Consider the following 19,426-nt stretch of genomic DNA (forward strand, 5'->3'; position numbering starts at 1 on the left):
TGCCTGCGCATAGCAGGCATGCCGGGGGAAGATTAATGATCCAGATACAGGTAGTTCTGCCAGCTCTTCATGCGAATTAATATCTTACGCATAACTGCCAGGTGGTGTGCGTGATCTGAATACACGGCAATTTCCATATTGGCCCCTAAAGGCAGTTGGTACTCACTGAGATCGTCAATCATTTTGAACCTGACCAGCGGCCGGCCCTGGCGCATTAGCATATCGGTGCCAATCAGCGTCCCTTGTGCTTGCGCCTGACCTTCACCAATGGCCGGTAATACATCAATGACTTCGGCTTTAAACGTTTTCCCCGGAATGGCACGGAAAATGATATCGGCTTCAAAGCCGGGTTTGAGGCGCAACAGCGAGTTCTGACGAAACGCACCTATGATGAAGTCATCGTTGGTATTGATAAAGGTCATCACTGGGCGCAGTGGCAATGGCACAGCCATCATGCCCGGGCGTAACAACACCTGAGTCACAAAGCCATCTGTAGGGGCACGAACGATAGTGGAATCCAGGTTAAACTGGGCTTTGACCAGCTGCGCTTGAATCTGAGCAACAGCTGTATTCTGGCCATTAATGTTAGACTCATAAGCCAGCTTTGCCCGGCGCTCATCAGCTTGCGCGGCTTCCAGTGCCGCTTCGGCGCTGCGGTAGAATTGCTCACGGTTATCAACATCGGCTTTGGTGAAAGCGCCGCGTTTATACCCTGTCGCATAGCGTTGGTACTGCTGATAGGTGCGATCGCGTTCTGCCTGCGCTTTGATGCGGGTTGCCATTGCCGCTTTGTAGCTGGCTTCCTGCCCAAGTACATTTTGTCGGGTTTCTGCAAGCTGGGCTTCCAGCCTGTCAACTTCCGCCTGAAAAGGCGTGGGATCAATTTTGAATAGAATATCACCTTCATCCAGCGGGGAATTCGGGGTGACAGGCACTTCAATGACCTTACCGCGCACGTTCGGCATGATAGGTGTGGAGACGAAATATTCACCGCCCAGGCTGGTATGGGGGTGGTTATAGTTCATGAACAGGACCAGAGCGCCGACAAGGATGATACCGCCAAGTACGGCCGTCGGCACTGTCCACTTATTTAACGGAATCCGGAAAACTTTGAAGATAAAAATACAGATGGCCGCGTAAGAGAGGACCAGTAACGTTTCCATTATTGATTACCCTCGCTGTTATTATTGCTGTTATTCATTGGCTGTCGTTGTTGTTTTAACGCGGTAAGTTCGGATTGCAGTAGCTGGAGTTGCATTTCCATTTTGGTTAACTGGGTCTGAAGCAATACTTGTTCATCATGAACCTGTTTGAACCCCCAGCCTCTTTCTTTACGCCACAGGGTCGCCCATATCCATAAAAATGGCCACAGAGCATGTAATGTGAACAGGCTTACCCAGCCCGCATAATGAATAGCATCCTGATGAGGGTGTTCTCGCTCTTTGGCGATCTCATAAGGAATATCGTGAATCGCTATGATGCCGTAAAACAAAACAAGGGCTACAAAAATAAGTAAACCCAATGCAAAATAATCCAAGAACATATATTTACCGTCAAATTTTAACCATGATATTAAGAATATAGCTAATAAATACACTTAGCAATTATGAGGTTTTTGTCTTTCAGGTTTAATACAGATTTCATCAGGCCAGCACTAGAGGCTGGCCTGACAAATATACTATCAGATTAATTGCATAGTTCAGCTATTAAGATGCATCATCAGCGGCTTTTTTTGCCTGGCTAATCCAGTTGTCAAATACTTGCTGGTGCGACTGAATCCAGCCGTTAACATGGTTTTCTATGTCTTTCTGGGAATTCTGGCCCTGACTCATACGCATATTCTGAGCACTGACGTCATTGATATTCAGTGTCATGATTTCAAACAGTTTGGCCGCAGCCGGATTGTCTTCAGCAAACTGTTTGTTGGCAACAATGCGCATGCTGTTCATTTCAAAGCCGTAGTTTTTACCGTTAGGCAGGGCGGTATCCACTTTTGCCCGCTCGCCCGGTAATGACGAGAACGGCACTTCCAGCCATACCACATCTTTACCCGGAACCAGCACACCGCTGACCCAGTAAGGGGTCCAGGTGTAGTACAGAATGGGTGAGCCATTGCGGTAGCGGGAGATGGTATCGGCAATGATGGCGGCGTAATTACCCTGGTTATGGGTGACTGTGTCACGCAGCCCGTAGGCATCCAGTTGGTGTTCGATCACCCCTTCACATCCCCAGCCTGGGTTACAGCCGGTCAGATCGGCTTTGCCGTTTCCGTTGGCATCAAACAGCTTTGCCAGCTCAGGGTCTTTCAGCTGGCTGATATTGGTGATGCCGTATTTATCGGCGGTTTTTTTATCAATCAGATAGCCCTGAGCGGCTCCGGTGATGTAATAGCCTTTGCGGTAGAATTTATTGTCTCCGCCTGATTGGATGAATTTGTCTTTATGAAGGGGTGCCCAGTTCACGGCCAGGAAAGTGGCATCGCCATTGGCAATCGAAGTGTAGCCTACATTATAGTCCACCTCTTTAGTGGGCCGGACGTCGTAACCCAGTGCCTCCAGTGCTTTATTGACGATCAGTGTCTGGAAGGTTTCTTCCGCCACTGTACTTTGTACTGGCTGTACGGTAACGCCTTCACCGGGTAAATCTGCTGCTATGGCAGGGAAAGAAAAGGCGCCGGCAAATAATGCCGTGCTCAGGGAAAGTGACTTCCAGGACCTTGTCATTGTCTTCTCCTCAGGGTTGTGAATGTGTTGTCAGATGCGGAGCCTGGTCTTTTTTGAACCGGCGATAAATGAACCCGATAGGGCCGTGTTCATACCAGTGACGGTAAGATCGGCCGCGCTCGGACGCTCCCATTGCCTGTGTCAGCCGGTCGAGCAGGATAGCCAGAATGACAATACCCAGCCCGCCAATGGCGGCCAGCCCCATATCCAGACGGCCGATACCGCGCAGCACCATCTGGCCCAGTCCGCCAACGGCTATCATGGAGGCAATCACCACCATAGACAGTGCCAGCATCAGGGTTTGGTTTACCCCGGCCATAATGGTGGGCATGGCCAGCGGCAACTGAACCTTATAGAGCATTTGTTTCGGGTTCGCGCCAAAAGAGTGGGCGGCTTCAATCAGTTCCTCAGGCACCTGGCGGATCCCCAGAATCGTTAGCCGGATAATCGGAGGCAGGGCAAAGATGATGGTTACGACGACACCAGGGACATTCCCGATACCAAATAACATCACTATAGGCACGAGATAGACGAAAGCGGGCGTTGTTTGCATCGCATCAAGAATAGGCCTGACAATTCTGGCCGATTTTTCACTCCGTGCCAGCCAGATACCGGTTGGTAAGCCAATCAGCAGACAAAAGAAAACGGATGTCAGAACCAGCGCCAGCGTGACCATCGCCTGATCCCAGGCTCCGATAGCCCCTATCAGCAGCATCGAGATCACACTGGCAATCCCCATGCGCAGGCCGGCAATCTGCCAGGCCAGGATCATGATCAGAAAAATCATCAGGAGTGCCGGTGTGCTCTGCAGTGTTGCCTGGAAGGCTGTGAGGATGTAATCAATCGGCACACTGATAGCCTGAAAGGCGGGCCGGAAATTGACAACCAGCCAGTTGATGCCGTCTTCGACCCATTGGTCGAAGGGGATCAGGGCATCCTGGAACGGATGGATCCAATCGATGGACGGGTCAACGGGCGTTGTATCTGTGGTATTGAGCCAGTCGGAGCCGGAATTGGGTGTCGAAGTGGCTGAATTGCCCCAGGGGTCGGTATTGCTGGTATCTGTGCTGGACCAGGGGTCTTGTGAGGCCGGTACGGATGAGGGACTGTTCGTCACCGGTGCGGATGACTCTGGATGATTTTCCTGGCTCATATCAGGCCTCCCGGTCTAGCGTCTGTAACAGGCGCGCTTTGGTAATAACACCATGATAAACCTGGTTTTCATCGACAACAGGCACACCGTAGGGCAGGTCGGCCACCCGACCTATCAGCTCACCTACAGGGGTTTCAGGCAGGAAAGTCACGGTATCAACCAGCAGAGCCTGAGTCAGGGTCTGATCTGCTTTGCTGGCCGTTTGCAGTGTGTCTGTTGATACCAGTCCGACATACAGGTTACGGCGGTCGACCACAATGCCGAACTCTCTGTCATTATCATTGAGCAGTTGCAATGCGGCACGCGGGCCGTCCGTTTCCCCCTTTTTAATCACAGTGACCTGGTGTTTGCGAGCGATGTCTTTGGCCGTAAAGACATTGGTAACATCTACGCCCTTAAAGAAAGAGCGCACATAGTCATTGGCCGGGTGATGGAGGATTTCATCCGGTGTGCCAATCTGAATCACTTCACCGTTCTGCATAATGGCAATCCGATCGCCAATCCGCATGGCTTCATCCAGATCGTGAGAAATAAAAACCACAGTGCGTTTGTCATCATTTTGCAGGCGGATAAGCTCATCTTGCATTTCGGTGCGGATCAGCGGGTCAAGGGCAGAAAAAGCCTCATCCATCAACAGGATGTCCGGGTCATTGGCCAGCGCTCTTGCCAGACCGACCCTTTGCTTCATACCGCCTGACAACTCGTCAGGGTATGAGGCAGCATAAGCTTCCAGCCCAACCCGTGTCAGCGCCTGGAGTGCCGTATCGTAACGGGTGTCTTTGTCGACCCCCGCGAGATCCAGGCCGAAGGCGGTATTATCAATAACCGTCATATGGGGCATGAGAGCAAATGATTGAAACACCATGCTGATATTGTTCCGCCGCACAGTACGCAACTCATCCTCTGAAATGTTGGCGATGTCTTTGTTATCAAGCAGTACCTGACCGCTGGTGGGCTCGATGAGGCGGTTAAGCAGGCGAACCAGAGTCGATTTTCCTGAGCCGGAGAGGCCCATGATCACGAAAATTTCGCCTTGGTTAATGGTGAGAGTGGCATCTTTGACGCCGACAGTCAGGCCGGTTTTTTCAAAAATGGCATCCTTATCTAACCCCTGTTCCAGTAATGGAAACGCCCTTTCAGGGGCACTGCCAAACACTTTGTAGAGATTCTTCACTTCCATTTTGACAGTCATAAATGAGGGTATCCGCTATACAATCCTTACAGATAAAACGTTTTGCTATCTAAGTAATTATGGCAGCTGATTTTAAGCGGGTAGGGTTTAATTTGGCTCAGTTTGTGTGATTGTGACGTGCGTTGGTTTAGTTTTTTGTTTTTTAATCAGATGAATAGGTGGCGATAGCGTCGTCGGCCAGATAGTCAGCTTATATGGTTAGGCCACTATTGAATGTGGCCGGTTTTGATCGGCAGGGTAACCAGAAAGCAGTTTTTGCCTGTCGAAGACTATGGCTCCAGTGAAATAGTGCCGCCATGCAGTTCAGCCAGTTCAGCGATGTTGCGGATGATGGACATGCCCAGTCCCATCAGATGACAAATTGTGCTTATGTTTAAGACCAGAAGGAACAGGGAGGCAACATAAGATTCTGTTTTCTCACGTAAAGGATGATCTTTATCAATATGCACCAAGGTTAATTTGTTAGAATTATGCTGATTCATCGCAAAGTTCCCCTGAAGGTATGTATGCACACCTTAGAAAGGGAAACTTAAAACAGACTTAAGACATAAAAATCATCATCTCATCTTTACGTCTTTTCAGTCGCTATTAGTTGATACATTGATTTTAGTTATGTTTTATATCTTCAATATTTGTGACCTTGCTCGTGGTGATATAAGAGGTACGTCCAGTTTATTGAGGGATATGTCAATTTCTTACAGGGAATTAACGTTTAACATAAATGTCACATTGAGATTTATTATTGTCATATTTTGTTGCGATGATGACCGCCAAGGAAAGGAGTGAAGAAGCGCAATGAACATGAAAATTCGAGCCAATCATCTGGAACCGATGGGATTTGAAGAGTTCTCCCGTTTAATCGATATGATTCCAGCTTCTCGCAGTCCTATGAAAGTCGAACCGCTGCTGGGTAGTGTGCTTTCCCATCATTCGGGTGAAGCACGGGAAGGGAAGATTGTTATGTTGTCGTCCGGTACGGCTGAGTGGCCGAAACGCCTGCGTACTGCTAACGGGTGTTAAGTCAGACGTTTGACACAGACAACGCTATATCAGGGATGCTTATTTCTTTTCCAGGCTTAACAGGTAATTCCTGAGATTTACCCCTCTGTTAGTAATCCCCAGTTTATTGCGTAAGCTGTTTCTGTGGTTTTCCACTGTCTTGCGCGCCACATTCAGGGTACTCGCAATTTCTTTACTCGACATCCCGCCTCGGATGAATTCTGCAACCTGCAGTTCTGACGGGGTCAGCACCTCCAGCAAACGACTATTCATCCCCGGTACATCGTTCAGCAGGCTTTCCATATTGGATTTCACAATCTCAAGGCACATTTTCAGCCCGGGATCCTGCACCTGTTTCAGGCGGGCTTCCACTTCCGGTAAATGGGTATTGCGTACTTCCTGCTGTAAATGCTCAGGCAGGTGATTCTCCGATGCCGTAGTGAGGAAACTCAGGGAGCTGGCAAGTTCGTTGATGATTTTATAATCCTGCTCAATGGCAGACAGTTTAGGCTCAGCTGTATTATCGTCCTTGGCTTTGATGTGCAGGCAATAGACAGCAGGCGCATTACCATCTTGCAGACACAGCGTCTCGAAGGCCAGATTGGCGACAGAAAACCGGCACTGCTCGGTTTGCTGCAACAGCACTGATCTGATCTGCGCAATATTGGCCGGGCCGACCAGAAAAACAAGATCATCCAACTGCTTCAGAGTGAGCGTCGCAACCGGGTAGTTACTGGCAATCACCTGCTCATGCTGATCAAATGCAATGAAGTAGATGTCGTGGTGCGCCAGAAGCTGTTGATAAATGCCGGCAGTCACTTTGGCTGCACTGCTGTTTTGATTGGCGGTGTGCTGACTCATGTTTCCTGATTACCTCGTTTTCTACTGACCGCGGCCTTGGCCAGTATTACCCTGCCATGATACCCAGCTTTTACCTATCAATCACCTTGCTTTTTTGTTTGTAGGTGTTTGGTGGGTGTTTTATCTCGTGTTATTACGTATCTAACTTGTGTTATTTGTCTGGTCAATGAGGAGTTCGTTGTTTTTCAGCTGTTATTGTGATTGTTATCACTATGTAAAAACAATGTGTCGAGATCTTGATCGCATTAAATACCTAAAAAACACCTATATTAATACTCATGTAATACTCAAAGCACAGATGGGACAGGGAATGAAATTGAAAAAAATAGCTCAGGCATGCCAAACCTTAGGTTTCACTGCTCTATTGGCAGTGGCCATGCCTTCAATGGCGGAAGTGACTTCAACACAAGGACCAAACGGAGAAACAGCAACGTCTTATACTGATGTGACTTTAAATGCATCACAGGAAAATGCGATTAAAACCAAGGATTACACTGCAGCGATTCTGATGCACAGCACATCAGACTGGTCTAATGCGCTGATTGATGGCGCGAAAGACATGTTTGCTGAACTCAATATTGATGTGGTGGCCGTGACCGATGCGGAATTTGATGCCAATAAGCAAAAAACCGATGTCGAAACCACTATGGCCATGAAGCCTGACATTCTGATTGCGCTGGTGGTCGACCCTGTGTCTGGCGCCGCGGCGTTTAAACCTGCAGTACAGCAGGGCAGCAAACTGGTGCTGATCAGTAATTTACCCAGTGGTTTTGAACATGGCAAAGATTATGCCGGTATTGTGACGGATGACTTGTTCCAGATGGGTAAACTGGCAGCCGATATGCTAGCAAAGGCGGTGGGTAATAAAGGCAAAGTCGGGTTTATTTATCACGAAGCCAATTATTACGTTACCAACCAGCGTGATCAGGCGGTACTGACCAATCTGCAGAAAAATTACCCGGATATTGAGATTGTGGCAAAGCGCGGTATTGCCAATGCGAATGACGGTGAGGTGGTGGCCTCGGCACTGATCACCCAGTACCCGGACATGACTGCCATTTATGCTCCCTGGGACAGCATTGCCGAAGGTGTAGTCGCGGCAACGCGCGCCGCGGGACGTAAAGATATCAAAGTCGTGACCATGGATCTCGGCGCTGCCAATGCGCTGGATATGGCCAAAGGCCGAAACGTTGCCGGTATCGTCACCGATTTGCCCTATGACCTGGGTCAGACACTGGCGCGTATGGGCGCTCTGGCAAAACTGGGTGAATACACGCCACCTTTTGTCACTGTCAGTGCCAGTGCTGTGACCCGCGAAAATCTGGCTGATGCCTGGCAGCAGGCGTTACGCCGCGAAGCACCGGCTTCTGTGCGAAAAGCACTGGGTAATTAAATTCGGTTTGCAGGTATGCCAGCTTGCTGTCGGCATACCGTTATGAAGAGGTATTCAATGGAAGTGAATGCAATTGAAGCCCGTCGCCTTAAGAAAGGCTTTGATGGTAATCCGGTGCTGAAAGAGGTCAATTTCACCCTGAAAGCCGGAGAAGTACATGCCCTGGTTGGTCAGAACGGGGCGGGTAAATCGACCCTGGTCAAACTGATCAATGGTTTTCATCAGCGCGATGGCGGCGAAATCCGTCTCTTTGGCGAAGAGAGCCATTTCGCCACCCCGAAAGACGCGCAAGCGAAAGGGATCGCTATGGTCTATCAGGATCTCAGTCTGATCCCCAGCCTGAGTGTGGCAGACAATATTTTTCTGACTCACTCAAACCAGCGCTCTGCGCTGATCTCCAACCGTGAGCGGGTACGCCAGGCTGAGCCAATTCTGGCAACCTTGGGCGTGGATATCGATCCCAGACAAAAAATTGAGACCTTAAGTGTCGGCGAGCAGCAGTTTATTGAGATTGCCAAAGCCATGGCAATGGATGCCCGTATTCTGGTGTTGGACGAGCCAACGGCTTCACTGTCGAATAATGAAATCAATGCACTGTTCACTGTGATAAGAAACCTCAAAAGCAGAGGCATTTCAATTATCTACATTACGCATTACATGAGTGACATTATGCGTATCTGTGATGCGGTCACTGTGCTGCGGGATGGCTATACCGTACTGGAAACCCAAACGGCTGACACCTCGGTTGATGCCTTGGTCGAAGCCATGCTGGGCAGTAAAACCGACACGGATTTTATCTGGGACCGTCCGGCCACATCCACATCAGAGACAGTGCCGTTATTAGAGCTGCGCAATGTTACGACCTGCGATCTTGATGCGGTATCGCTCAAGGTGATGCCGGGCCAGGTAGTGGGGCTAGCGGGTTTGCTGGGTAGCGGCAGAACGGAAATTCTGGAAGCCATTTATGGCTTAACACCGATACAGAGCGGCGAAGTACGGGTGAACGGCCGGACAGCGAATATTCACTCCCCCCGGCAGGCGATAGAAAACGGGATCAACATGGTGCCGGAAGAGCGCCGTTCGCAGGGGCTGGTGCTGGATTTTTCTGTCGAAGACAACGTATTGATGGCGTCGTTTGACCGGATTTCACGATCTATGGTGCTGGATAAAGCCAAAGGCCAGTCAATGGTGGAAGAGACCATTAAAAGGCTGGGCGTGAAGACCACTGGCGTGTCTCAGCCGGTACGTTTTTTGTCCGGCGGTAATCAGCAGAAAGTGGTGATTGGCAAATGCCTGTCTACAGACGCTAAAGTGCTACTGCTTGATGATCCGACCTTCGGCATTGATATCAATGCGAAATACGAAATCATGAAAATTGTGAATCAGTATGTCGCTCAGGGTAATGGCGTGATTTTTGTGTCCAGTGAATATGCCGAAGTTGGCAGTTTCTGCGATGTAATTTATGTGGTCAATAAGGGGCGTATCGTTCGCCATTTCAGTGGCCAGCGTATGACGGAAGAAGCATTGCTGGCAGCAGTGCAGTAAGGATAAGGGATTGCGAATGAACGAGAAAACACTTCAGCCGCCACGTACAAGCCGTATTAACTGGCGCGATTACATCATTTACTTTGTCTTTATCGGCATCTTCATTTTCTTTTCGGTGATGCTGCATGACAAAGGATTTCTGACCTCGATGAACCTGATGAACATTGCCCGCCAGACTGCGACTATCGCGATCATGGCAGTGGGGATGACTTTTGTGCTGAGTGCCGCCGAGATTGATCTGTCCTTTGGTGCCACGGTTGCCCTGGCCGCCATAGTGTCAGCCCTGACATTGCAGGAAACCGACAGTATTTTGCTCGCAATGTCTGCCGCTCTGATGGTGGGCACCATGATAGGTTTTGTGAACGGGGTTTTTGTTACTCAGGTGGGTATTCCATCTTTCCTGGTCACGTTAGGTACTACAGGCATTATTACCGGTATTGCCCGCTGGTCTACATCGTTGCAGTCGATTCCGATTGATAATGATACCTATACCTTCATCTTTGGCTCCGGCGACATAGGCCCGTTTTCCATCCTGTTTATCTGGACCATTATCGTCACCGTTATCGGCGCCTTTGTGCTGCGTAATACCACTTTTGGTAAACATGTACTGGCGACCGGCGGTAATAAAGTCTCTGCCATGTATTCGGGGATCAACGTCAACCGTATCAAGCTGTATGTGCTGATGCTGAACGGCTTTCTGGCGGCACTGGCCGGTATCTTGTATTCAGGCCGCCTTTACAGTGCCCGGTACACCTTAGGTGAGAACGACCTGATGCTGGTGATTGCTGCCGTGATCATAGGCGGCACCAACTTGTTTGGTGGTAAAGGGACGGTTATCGGCTCTGTGATCGGGGCGCTCATTATGGGAATGGTGAACAACGGCTTGATTCTGATGGGCCTGAATGTCGATCAGCAGCTGATCCTGCGCGGCATTATTGTGATCGTGGCGGTGACTTTCACTATGGGCCAGATACGTCAGTTACGTAAGAAATAATGATTTGATTTTTATTAAGGATGATAGGGAGAGAAACATGGCTGAAGACACAAAAGTGGCAGAGCTGATTGCCAGCTGGACGCTCAAGGAAAAAGTTGGCCAGCTGTTTATTCTGGCGTTTCCCGGCAAATCTGCCGAGGCGGCGCGCCAGATGGTGGCAGAGTATAACCTGGGCGGCTGTTACTTAAGTCAGGACAACGCGGAAACCTTTACCGAAGCGCATCAGCTGAATCAGTCTCTGGATGTCATCGTCAAGCACCATCATCGCTTACCTTTGTTACTGGGAGTGGATCAGGAAGGAGCCTGGGGTGTCCTGGTGGGAGAGTCGACAACAGGGCCGGGCAATCTGGCTCTGGGGGTACCGGATGCGGTGGCGGGGACGGAGCGTATGTATAAAGTGATCGGTGATGAAATGCGCTATGCCGGCTTTAACTGCATCCTTGGCCCCTGCTGTGATGTGAATTTTAATCCTGAATCGCCGATTATTGACACCCGTTCGTTTGGCGATCAGCCGAAGAAAGTCAGCGCGCATTCTGCCGCCGCGGTTCGCGGATTACACCAAGGCGAAATAACAGCCTGCGCCAAGCATTTTCCCGGCCATGGTGATACGCAAGGGGACACCCACAGAGATATCCCCCGCGTCGGTAAATCTTACGACGAGCTGAAAGCCAACGATCTGGCGCCGTTTCAGGCGGCGATCAATGCCGGCGTGGATCTGGTGATGACCAGCCACATTCTTTATCCGCAGCTCGATGACACATACCCGGCGACATTGTCATCAATTATCTTGCAGCAGGTGCTGCGCAAGGATATGGGATTTGAAGGCATTATTATTTCCGACAGCATGAACATGGGCGCTATCCAGCATCATTATACGCCGGTCGAGGCTGCTGTCAGAGCGATGCAGGCAGGGATTACCATGATCATGCTCTCTGAAGAGCACTATGATCACTCAGAGGCGTATCTGGATAAGCAACTGGCGATGATTCACGGTGTGATAGATGCCGTGAAATCTGGCGAACTTCCAGAACAAGTGATTGATGAGGCATTACAAAAAGTGGTGCGCTTTAAACTGGATAAGCTGTTGCCCATGCCGTTATTTCACAAAGTCTCTATGCCAGCCGGCCAGATAGTGGCCAGGCAGGCCGCAGAATCGGCAGTGACCTGGGTGCGTGGCGGCTTAGATATCAGTGGTCAGAAGCTGTATGTTGTCAATGCCACGCCAGATGCCAGCTATCATAACCTGATGAATCCCAGAGGGATTGGCCCTAACCAGTCTCAGCCTGCTTATGAGGCTTTCATTCAAACCCTGCGCCAGACGGAAGCCGTGTGGCAGGAAGTCAGTGTCGAACAGCTCCCTGACAACTGTAGTGATGGTTACCTGGTGGTGGTCACAGAAAATCATCCGCTACCCGGTGAAGACTTTGACCAGACGCAGGCTCAGCAACTGGTGCAGCAACTCAGTCAGGACTTCAGTAATCTGATCGTTGTGGCGCTGCGCAGCCCTTATGACTTGCTGCGTTATCCCACCGTCTCTCACTACCTCTGTGCTCACTCTTCCCGCCCTGAAAGTGCTGCCGCTGCAGCCAGGGTATTGGCGGGTGATCACGCAGCCGGACACGGCTGTGCTGTTAGCCGGGTGAGCTGACTGCTCACTGTCTAATCGAATTTACACATATTAAGTTTCCTGCTGGCGTGAGCCAGCGGGGTGGCCTCCTAGCGCTTTGCGATTAGGAGATTCGGGAGAGGTTTTGCCTCGTAGGAAAAGTAGAAAGGGAAAATATGTTGAACACGAAATATGGACTCGTCACTTTGCTGGTGGCGTCAGCACTCAGTGGACAGGCACAAGCAAGCGGAATTCAGGGGTTTCTGGATTCACTGCGTGATTTTGAGTCGGGGATTAATCCTGCTCTGGCAGATTTTTATGCCCAGAACCTTGATAATCCAGTGTATACCTATGCGCAAGTGACAGAACCAGGCCGGTTGGTGCGTGATTGCTCTACAGGTGTGATGATCTCTGAGCCAACGACTATCAGCCAGTTCTTTACCAAACTGGGTATTGATAATATTTATAACCCGAACACACCCAACGATCCGGAAATGTTCCGGCAGATGCAGTATAACTCCATGAATGCATGGGGATTCATCGGTTATCAGTTAGGTGAGGCGGTGCTGATTGATGCCGGTTATTACAGCCCTAATGTGGTAAACATTGATGGTACTGACTACGACAGTTTCTATATGTTTGTCCCTGATTCAACCTGGATTGGCTGTAAAACCGAAGCCTTAGCAGAAATCGAAGGTTCAGGGGGCAATCAGGTTTATGTGACAGATAATAATCGCTGGGAAGGCACATTTGTCGGTAAAAATGGTGTGAACTCTCTGGCTGATTTACGTCTGCCAGAAAAGCAAGAATTGGTGATGCGCGATGCGATGCACTTTAACGTGAAAGTGATCAGCAAGTTACTTGATGACGCGAACATGACCTGGGGACAGGCTCTGGCAAAAAGCTGGCCGGGTACAGACGATGACGGCAATCCGATTCAGGTTCAGGCAACAATGTCCGGTATTCTGGCTGCAGCCCACTTACGTGGCGCCTGGGGGACTGCCGCATTACTGACCAATGATCAGATTACCTGTGACGAGCTGGGAACGTGTATTACCAAATATGTGCATAAGTTCGGCGGTTATAACACAATTTTTGATACCCCGGGGAACGATGTCATTGAGGGTTCACCTTACGATGAAGTGCTGACTGCCGGTGAAGGTAATGACACTGTGATTACCGGTGGCGGTAAAGATCAGATTCTGCTGAATGAGCAAACGGGTGCGGTCACTACAGTGAACGATTTTACCGTTGGTGATGACATTATCGTGCTGCGCGGCTGGCAAGCTGCGGATCCATTGGCTGGTTTGGTCGTGTCGTCGGTTGCTGGTGGCACTGAGCTGCAATTTTCCGGACAGACAGTGATCTTAACCGGAGTTAATGCCTCAGATGTCCAGGCCAATACAGAGCAGGTTATTGTTAAATCGGATGTCTATGCGCTGGCCTGGAACTCAGGCAAGCAAGTGGTTACCGGGTTTGATCCGGCGGTTGATAAGATTGAAGGTACAGCGGGTATCGGCTTTAAGCACCTGAAAGCTTTTGAGACAACAACCTCTGTCGTTATCGGGCCTCAGGCCGAAGATGGCGGTATTTATGCCTCTTACGAGCTGGTGGGACTGACCCTGGCTGATCTAAACCCGGATATGTTTGTTAATGTGACAGGAGGTTATGACCGTCTGGGCTACATTGTGCCAATCAATAGTGTTACCTGGGGCTGGAATGTTGAGCTGGTTGTAAATAGTTTTGATGTGGCGAAAACTGTCATCACTACGCCCAGCAATGAAGCGATTCCGTTCAGTGCAGTGAAGCTGACTCAGGAAGGCGCAAACACTGTAATAACGTTACTGGATCCATTTGCTCAGGGAAATCAGAAGCGTTTGGTACTCAACAATACGGATGTGACTGCGCTGTCTGCCAGCAATTTCGCCGGTTTCACTGGCAGTTATACAGAGGCGACCATTGATACCCCTGTTTACTTTGATATCAGCGCAAGTGTCAGTGGCAGCGGTGGTACAATTTCACCTGCTCCTGATGCATCCGGTGTGCTGTCTGCTAAAGGTGGTGATGACTTTACTGTCAACTTTGTACCAGACAGCGGTTATACCGTCAGTTCAGTGACTGTTAATGGTGTCGCTCAGCCTGTGAGCAGCAGTTACACCTTCACAGCTGTGACGGCAAATCAGACTCTGGTCGTGAGCTTTGAGCCGGGTTCATCTTGCCCTGCCCCTTGGGTTAATGGACAGATTTATACCGCAGGCCAGCAGGCGATCTATGAAGGCAATATTTATGAAGCCAAATGGTGGACGGATGGCAATCAGCCTGATCAGGGTGGCCCTTGGGCATTGATTGGTCCTTGTAACTGATCGGTCATTGATAACAAATAAACGTATTCCTTGAGAGACTAACGAAAAAACCCGGTAAGCGATTATCGGGTTTTTATTTTATGAAAGGATCGCTTTTTAATCTGCATTAATTCCAATACATCATATCTCGTAAACTCAGCTAAGCTTCTTTTGAACATGGTGAATTCCGACGAGAGGAGTGAAAAATGGGTATTTTTTCCTGGATTATTCTGGGCCTGATAGCAGGTGCACTGGCCAAATGGCTGATGCCGGGTAAAGACGGCGGGGGCTGGATTGTGACTATGGCTCTGGGGATTGTCGGTGCTTTTGTCGGGGGCTGGGTAGGCAGCTTAATTGGCCTGGGGCCGGTTACTGGGGTGAATATTGGCAGCCTGATCACCGCGACCTTAGGGGCGTTTATTGTCTTGCTTGTTTATAACAAGTTCATTCGCTCTTAGCCGATCATCTCGTTGCGGGTAAGCCGCTCATACTGAGCGGCTTACCCGTCAATCCTGAAGGATTATGCGGCGGGCTGATCCTGTTGTACCGCAGGCGAAACAAGTTCGCCGGAGGTAGTGGAAGAGTTGTCACTGGGCAGCTGTGGCGAGGTTTCAGCGTGTTTTACCGGCTGAATGGGCTGAACAGCGGTGGCCGGAGATGGTGGCGACTGGGTCGTTTTTTCTGCCGGCAGGTTATTGACGGTCAATTGGGCAATTTGTTGTATCAACAGGTTTTTTTCTACTGCATACTGGCTTTGAAGTGCCGCAACCTGCTGTTTTGCTGCCACCAGTGAGACTGCCAGTTCATCACCGCGTTGGGTTTGCTCTGCCAGTTTGTTTTTGGCTTCTGCTAAGTGTCTGGCTTCATCGCCTTGTTCATTCAGCGTGTCACGAATAGCGGACACCAGTGTTTTGCCCTGCTCTGAAATGGGCTGATTACGCAGATCTTCCGCCCCCAGCTCCTGACTGATCGCCAGCAGAATGTTTTCATAGCTCAGAATGTGGCGCTCGTAATCACTGGTTTTCATGGCTTTGAGCTGTTTAACAACATGCGCGATATGTCTGGCGTGTGCCAGTGCAAAAGCTGTTGCGTCCGCTTTTTCCTGAATAGCGTCTTTCGCGCGAGGTTCTGCGGTAATGAAAGCTTCTGTTGCTTTGAGCGTCGTCTCGGCATGTCTCAGTGTTTCGGGGGCATGTTGTCCGGCTTGTTCGGCCTGGAGGCGTTTGAGCTCTTTCTGGCTGTCAGCCAGATAAATGGTCGTCACGGTATCCACTTCTAAAGCACGTTGTTTTCGCAATAAATCCGCCTGACCGTTAATGGCTTTGTCATTGTTATTATCAGCGATGTAATCAACGAGCTTTTTCAGTTCTTTTTCTGCTTGTGCCATTGCCTGAGGGAAATAAGCAGCAGCACTGATGCTGTTTAACTCAGTGCGGTTACTGAACGCTTCACTTAGTATTTTCGTGGCTTCAGCACGCGTGTGATTGGCGGTTTCAATATGCTGATTGAACTGGGTTAAGGCTTCCTGTGTGGCCTGCAGGTAGGTTGTTGAGGTGAAAATCCCGATACTGTCGTTCGCTTTACCTGAATCTAAGCCATATTCACTGAAGTATTCCAGGGCCTCATCCAGCGCTTGTCTGGCCTCATCCATACTGTCAGTTGCAAACCAGCTGAGCGCCTGGTTTTGCGCAAAAGTCTGTTCGGCGGCTTTGATCTTTGCTTGTATGTCTTTTAATGGCTCAAGGCTGGTGGCGCTGGCATTGGTTTCAGTTTTTGGGCTGGCAACAGATGCCGAGTCTGAGGCGCAGCCGGTTAATAGCAGCAGGCTGGCAATACTGGTGAGTTTCAGTCCATTAACAATAGACAGGTTGCATAGTTTGGTCATTCTTAATTATCCCTGGAAAAGCAAACCATCATCAGGTATCCGTTCTGATACTGGCTGATTCATTATTTTTATCAATCTGAGCAGATATCTTAGAGAAGAACACAATGAATCTGAATTGATATATTACGTTTTAGGATAAATAAAAAGCGGGATCATTAAACGACGGGTTTAATTTAATGTTTCGTCATTATTTTGACGGGTAAGTTTACTCATCGCTTTTTCGCTGCAACTTCGCCTGCAGATCGGTTTTTACTATTTCCAGCGCGGCCAGTGCCAGTTCGGGGTCAACCTTGTTGGTTTCCAGCAGATAGATCAAATCCACTGCCAGCTGAACCTCTTTCGGGGCGTCGGTGAGCGAATGTTTCACTGTGTGTTGTCCGGTTGACTGTTGCTGTTGTTTTTTGTTCATCATGCATCCTGAAAGTCGACAGTGCCAGCTGGCGCAGTGATTTGTTTATCGGGTTGATGGACAGCCAGCGCTGCCCAGAAGAGCTGGGCATGGATATTAACCAATTGCTGGTGATCGTCACGGTATCCGCCTCCTACCACAGCGGCAAGCGGGATGTTGTTATCGTGGCACTGGCTGATGACAAAATGATCCCGCTGAAAAATACCCTCAGTGGTGACGTTAAAATAGCCGAGTGCATCGTGCTGGTGGATATCCACCCCTGCATCATAGATCACCAGATCAGGCCGGTGCTGTGCCAGCGCCAGTGTCAGCACAGCCTTAAAGGCCGATAAATATTCATCGGTGCCGGTTTCGCGCGGTAAGGCTAAATCAATGTCAGAGTCAGGTTTGCGCGCCGGAAAGTTTTTGTCGCAGTGGACAGAAAAGGTCAGGATGTTGTTGTCATCGGCCAGCAAGGTGGCGGTGCCGTCACCCTGGTGGACATCGCAGTCAATGATCATGACTTTATCAATACCAGGCAGCGTCAGGGCATGCCGGGCCGCAAACGCCAGATCATTGACCAGACAGAAACCGCTGCCGAAGTCATAGTGTGCATGATGATAACCGCCACTTAAATGCAGACTGATACCGTACTGACAGGCCAAATCCACAGTCATTCTGGTTCCGCCTGCCGATGTCAGGGTCCGCTCTATCAGCTGCGGACTCCAGGGAAAGCCGATACGGCGCATTTTTGCTGCCGGTAAAGTGTTGTTTATCAGGCTGTCTATATAGTTGGCCTGATGCAGCGTTTTGAGGGCGTCGGGCGTGACAGCTTCCGGCTGGAAAAAAGCCACATCGGCCCATGTCTCAATCTGTTTTTCCTGAGTAAGGTGCAGGAACAAGCGCTGATATTTGGTAATAGGGTATCTGTGCTTTGCTGGCAGAACCAGCTCAGAGTACACAGGATGATAGACTAGTGGCAGCATAGTTACCCTTTACGTTCAAGCTGGAGGATCGCCTTTTCAAGGCGTGTCATTGCCTGCTGGCAGCGGGCAAGCCGGCCTTCCAGCGCGAGCAGTTGTTGTTGCAAAGGCTGGCGTGAACTGGCCTGTGGTGCCTGCTCCAGCGCAAACGCCTTATCTTTCACCATAGCGGCAAGCCGCCTTTCCCAGTCCTGATGCTGTGCCAGTTCATCGTACAGCTCGTGCAGGCTTTTACGTTGTTTGACCTGGTATTTCGGCTCGGACTCACGAATCTGTTTGGTGGCCATTTCCCGCTGTACTGCCTGGATCTGAGCCAGAATTTTTTCGCAGACATAACTGGCTCTGGTGGCGTGTAACCGGCCTGATGCCTGCTCGCTTTTCAGTGCCGCAATCTCTTGCTGAATCTCGCGAATACAGGGAACCAGCAAGCGCGACTGGCCGTGAAATAATTGTTTGTCAAAAAGGGGTTTACTGCTTTCTCTGCGCTGATGATCCAGTGCTTCGGCAGGAGAGAGCAGCTTGTCGACCAGATCAGAAAGGCGATGAAGGTCGTTTGTCATAGCTGTTTTTCCTCTTACCTGTTTATAACCAGGCTTGCCAGGCCAGCCGGATGGCCAGAATAACCACCACGGTCACAAATACCGGGCGAATGAACTGACTGCCAAAGCGAATGGCAGAGTGCGCGCCAATATAGGCGCCGAGCATCAGGCAGACGCCCATGGTCAGCCCGAGGGCAACATTGATATGACCCAGTATGGCAAAAGTTATCAGTGAGGTCAGGTTACTGGTGAAGTTCATGGCTTTGGCCAGGCCGGATGCCAGCAAAATGTCCAGCTTATAGAGCGCCATGCTCGACACCGTCCAGAACGCGCCGGTTCCCGGTCCGGCCAAGCCGTCATAAAAGCCCAGCCCCGTGCCCTGCAGCCACTGTTTACGTTTCAGACTGGCGTTGGGTTCAGGCAGCTTGTGACTGTCGGCTTTGGGGTGCGGATGCCAGATCGTATAAATTGCCGCTGCAAGAATGATCAGCGGGAGCACTTTCTCCAGCCAGCCAGTACTGATGATGTTAACAACCAGCGTACCTGTCACGGCGCCAATCAGGGTCGCGACAAATGAGGCTTTCCAGAAAGCCGGGGAAAACAACTGCTTTTTATAGTAGGTCAGCGCGGCGGTAGAGGAGGCAAAAGTCGCCGCCAGTTTATTGGTCCCTAATGCGATGTGCGGTGGCAATCCTAACGACAACAAGGCCGGGACTGTCAGCATGCCGCCGCCGCCGGCGACCGCATCAATAAATCCGGCAGCCAGGGCTACCAGACCGAGAATGAGCCACATGCCCGGATCTATCATTTCAATCATTAATTA

Annotated in this window: 19 protein-coding genes; 7 read left to right on the top strand and 12 right to left on the bottom strand. The window is 50.1% G+C overall.

Annotated features, from left to right (window positions below; all coding sequences use genetic code 11):
- Positions 1 to 32 precede the first annotated feature (32 nt).
- The 6 genes from IFO68_RS04650 to IFO68_RS04675 all read right to left on the bottom strand — a co-directional run bounded on the left by IFO68_RS04650 (position 33) and on the right by IFO68_RS04675 (position 5,550).
- Positions 33 to 1,163, bottom strand: a complete 1,131-nt coding sequence (locus IFO68_RS04650; protein WP_192014800.1) for an HlyD family secretion protein — start codon at positions 1,161 to 1,163, stop codon at positions 33 to 35.
- Positions 1,163 to 1,543, bottom strand: coding sequence for a DUF3302 domain-containing protein (locus IFO68_RS04655; RefSeq protein WP_192014801.1), 381 nt, complete (start codon positions 1,541 to 1,543; stop codon positions 1,163 to 1,165). Before IFO68_RS04655 ends, IFO68_RS04650 begins: the two co-directional genes overlap by 1 nt.
- Positions 1,544 to 1,706: 163 nt before the next feature.
- Entirely contained in the window at positions 1,707 to 2,723 is a 1,017-nt protein-coding gene (proX, locus tag IFO68_RS04660) for a glycine betaine/L-proline ABC transporter substrate-binding protein ProX (RefSeq protein WP_192014802.1), read from the bottom strand.
- Positions 2,724 to 2,733: 10 nt separating this feature from the next.
- Positions 2,734 to 3,876: a glycine betaine/L-proline ABC transporter permease ProW gene (gene proW / locus IFO68_RS04665; RefSeq protein ID WP_192014803.1), complete on the bottom strand. Its 1,143-nt coding sequence runs from the start codon at positions 3,874 to 3,876 to the stop codon at positions 2,734 to 2,736.
- A 1-nt stretch (position 3,877) separates the two neighbouring features.
- The gene (proV, locus tag IFO68_RS04670) at positions 3,878 to 5,068 is read right to left on the bottom strand and encodes a glycine betaine/L-proline ABC transporter ATP-binding protein ProV (protein WP_192014804.1); all 1,191 of its coding nucleotides are present in this window, start codon (positions 5,066 to 5,068) and stop codon (positions 3,878 to 3,880) included.
- Positions 5,069 to 5,337: 269 nt separating this feature from the next.
- Positions 5,338 to 5,550: a hypothetical protein gene (locus IFO68_RS04675; protein ID WP_192014805.1), complete on the bottom strand. Its 213-nt coding sequence runs from the start codon at positions 5,548 to 5,550 to the stop codon at positions 5,338 to 5,340.
- A gap of 313 nt (positions 5,551 to 5,863) precedes the next feature.
- Between IFO68_RS04675 and IFO68_RS04680 the strand changes: the two genes are divergently transcribed.
- Entirely contained in the window at positions 5,864 to 6,088 is a 225-nt protein-coding gene (locus IFO68_RS04680) for a hypothetical protein (RefSeq protein WP_192014806.1), read from the top strand.
- A gap of 39 nt (positions 6,089 to 6,127) precedes the next feature.
- Here IFO68_RS04680 and IFO68_RS04685 read toward each other — a convergent pair whose 3' ends face one another.
- Positions 6,128 to 6,928: a response regulator transcription factor gene (locus tag IFO68_RS04685; protein WP_192014807.1), complete on the bottom strand. Its 801-nt coding sequence runs from the start codon at positions 6,926 to 6,928 to the stop codon at positions 6,128 to 6,130.
- A gap of 376 nt (positions 6,929 to 7,304) precedes the next feature.
- On the opposite strand from IFO68_RS04685, the gene IFO68_RS04690 reads away from it, so the two are divergent.
- The 6 genes from IFO68_RS04690 (at position 7,305) to IFO68_RS04715 (ending at position 15,266) form a co-directional block, all read left to right on the top strand.
- Entirely contained in the window at positions 7,305 to 8,321 is a 1,017-nt protein-coding gene (locus IFO68_RS04690) for a substrate-binding domain-containing protein (protein WP_192015051.1), read from the top strand.
- Between the two features lie 57 nt (positions 8,322 to 8,378).
- Positions 8,379 to 9,866, top strand: a complete 1,488-nt coding sequence (locus IFO68_RS04695) for a sugar ABC transporter ATP-binding protein (protein ID WP_192014808.1) — start codon at positions 8,379 to 8,381, stop codon at positions 9,864 to 9,866.
- Positions 9,867 to 9,882: 16 nt separating this feature from the next.
- A complete protein-coding gene (locus IFO68_RS04700) occupies positions 9,883 to 10,860 on the top strand; it encodes an ABC transporter permease (RefSeq protein ID WP_192014809.1) in 978 nt (325 codons plus the stop codon).
- 37 nt (positions 10,861 to 10,897) lie between these two features.
- Positions 10,898 to 12,508, top strand: coding sequence for a glycoside hydrolase family 3 N-terminal domain-containing protein (locus tag IFO68_RS04705; RefSeq protein WP_192014810.1), 1,611 nt, complete (start codon positions 10,898 to 10,900; stop codon positions 12,506 to 12,508).
- 134 nt (positions 12,509 to 12,642) lie between these two features.
- Complete coding sequence (locus tag IFO68_RS04710; RefSeq protein WP_192014811.1) at positions 12,643 to 14,829, top strand: carbohydrate-binding protein; 2,187 nt, start codon at positions 12,643 to 12,645, stop codon at positions 14,827 to 14,829.
- A gap of 185 nt (positions 14,830 to 15,014) precedes the next feature.
- Positions 15,015 to 15,266 (top strand): GlsB/YeaQ/YmgE family stress response membrane protein, encoded by a 252-nt coding sequence (locus IFO68_RS04715; protein WP_046219430.1) that lies wholly within the window; start codon positions 15,015 to 15,017, stop codon positions 15,264 to 15,266.
- Positions 15,267 to 15,328: 62 nt separating this feature from the next.
- On the opposite strand, the gene IFO68_RS04720 is transcribed toward IFO68_RS04715, so the two are convergent.
- The 5 genes from IFO68_RS04720 to IFO68_RS04740 form a co-directional block, all read right to left on the bottom strand.
- On the bottom strand, positions 15,329 to 16,693 hold the full coding sequence (locus IFO68_RS04720) for a coiled-coil domain-containing protein (protein ID WP_192014812.1): 1,365 nt from the start codon (positions 16,691 to 16,693) through the stop codon (positions 15,329 to 15,331).
- 205 nt (positions 16,694 to 16,898) lie between these two features.
- Positions 16,899 to 17,102: a pleiotropic regulatory protein RsmS gene (rsmS, locus tag IFO68_RS04725; protein WP_225445046.1), complete on the bottom strand. Its 204-nt coding sequence runs from the start codon at positions 17,100 to 17,102 to the stop codon at positions 16,899 to 16,901.
- The gene (locus IFO68_RS04730) at positions 17,102 to 18,067 is read right to left on the bottom strand and encodes a histone deacetylase family protein (protein ID WP_192014814.1); all 966 of its coding nucleotides are present in this window, start codon (positions 18,065 to 18,067) and stop codon (positions 17,102 to 17,104) included. The genes rsmS and IFO68_RS04730 overlap by 1 nt, the downstream gene beginning before the upstream one ends.
- 2 nt (positions 18,068 to 18,069) lie before the next feature.
- Positions 18,070 to 18,624, bottom strand: coding sequence for a primosomal replication protein (locus IFO68_RS04735; RefSeq protein ID WP_192014815.1), 555 nt, complete (start codon positions 18,622 to 18,624; stop codon positions 18,070 to 18,072).
- 22 nt (positions 18,625 to 18,646) lie between these two features.
- Positions 18,647 to 19,420 carry a sulfite exporter TauE/SafE family protein gene (locus IFO68_RS04740; protein WP_192014816.1) on the bottom strand — a complete coding sequence of 258 codons (774 nt, stop codon included), beginning with the start codon at positions 19,418 to 19,420 and terminating at the stop codon, positions 18,647 to 18,649.
- Positions 19,421 to 19,426 lie beyond the last annotated feature (6 nt).

Source organism: Photobacterium arenosum, assembly GCF_014841115.1.
GTDB lineage: Bacteria > Pseudomonadota > Gammaproteobacteria > Enterobacterales > Vibrionaceae > Photobacterium > Photobacterium arenosum.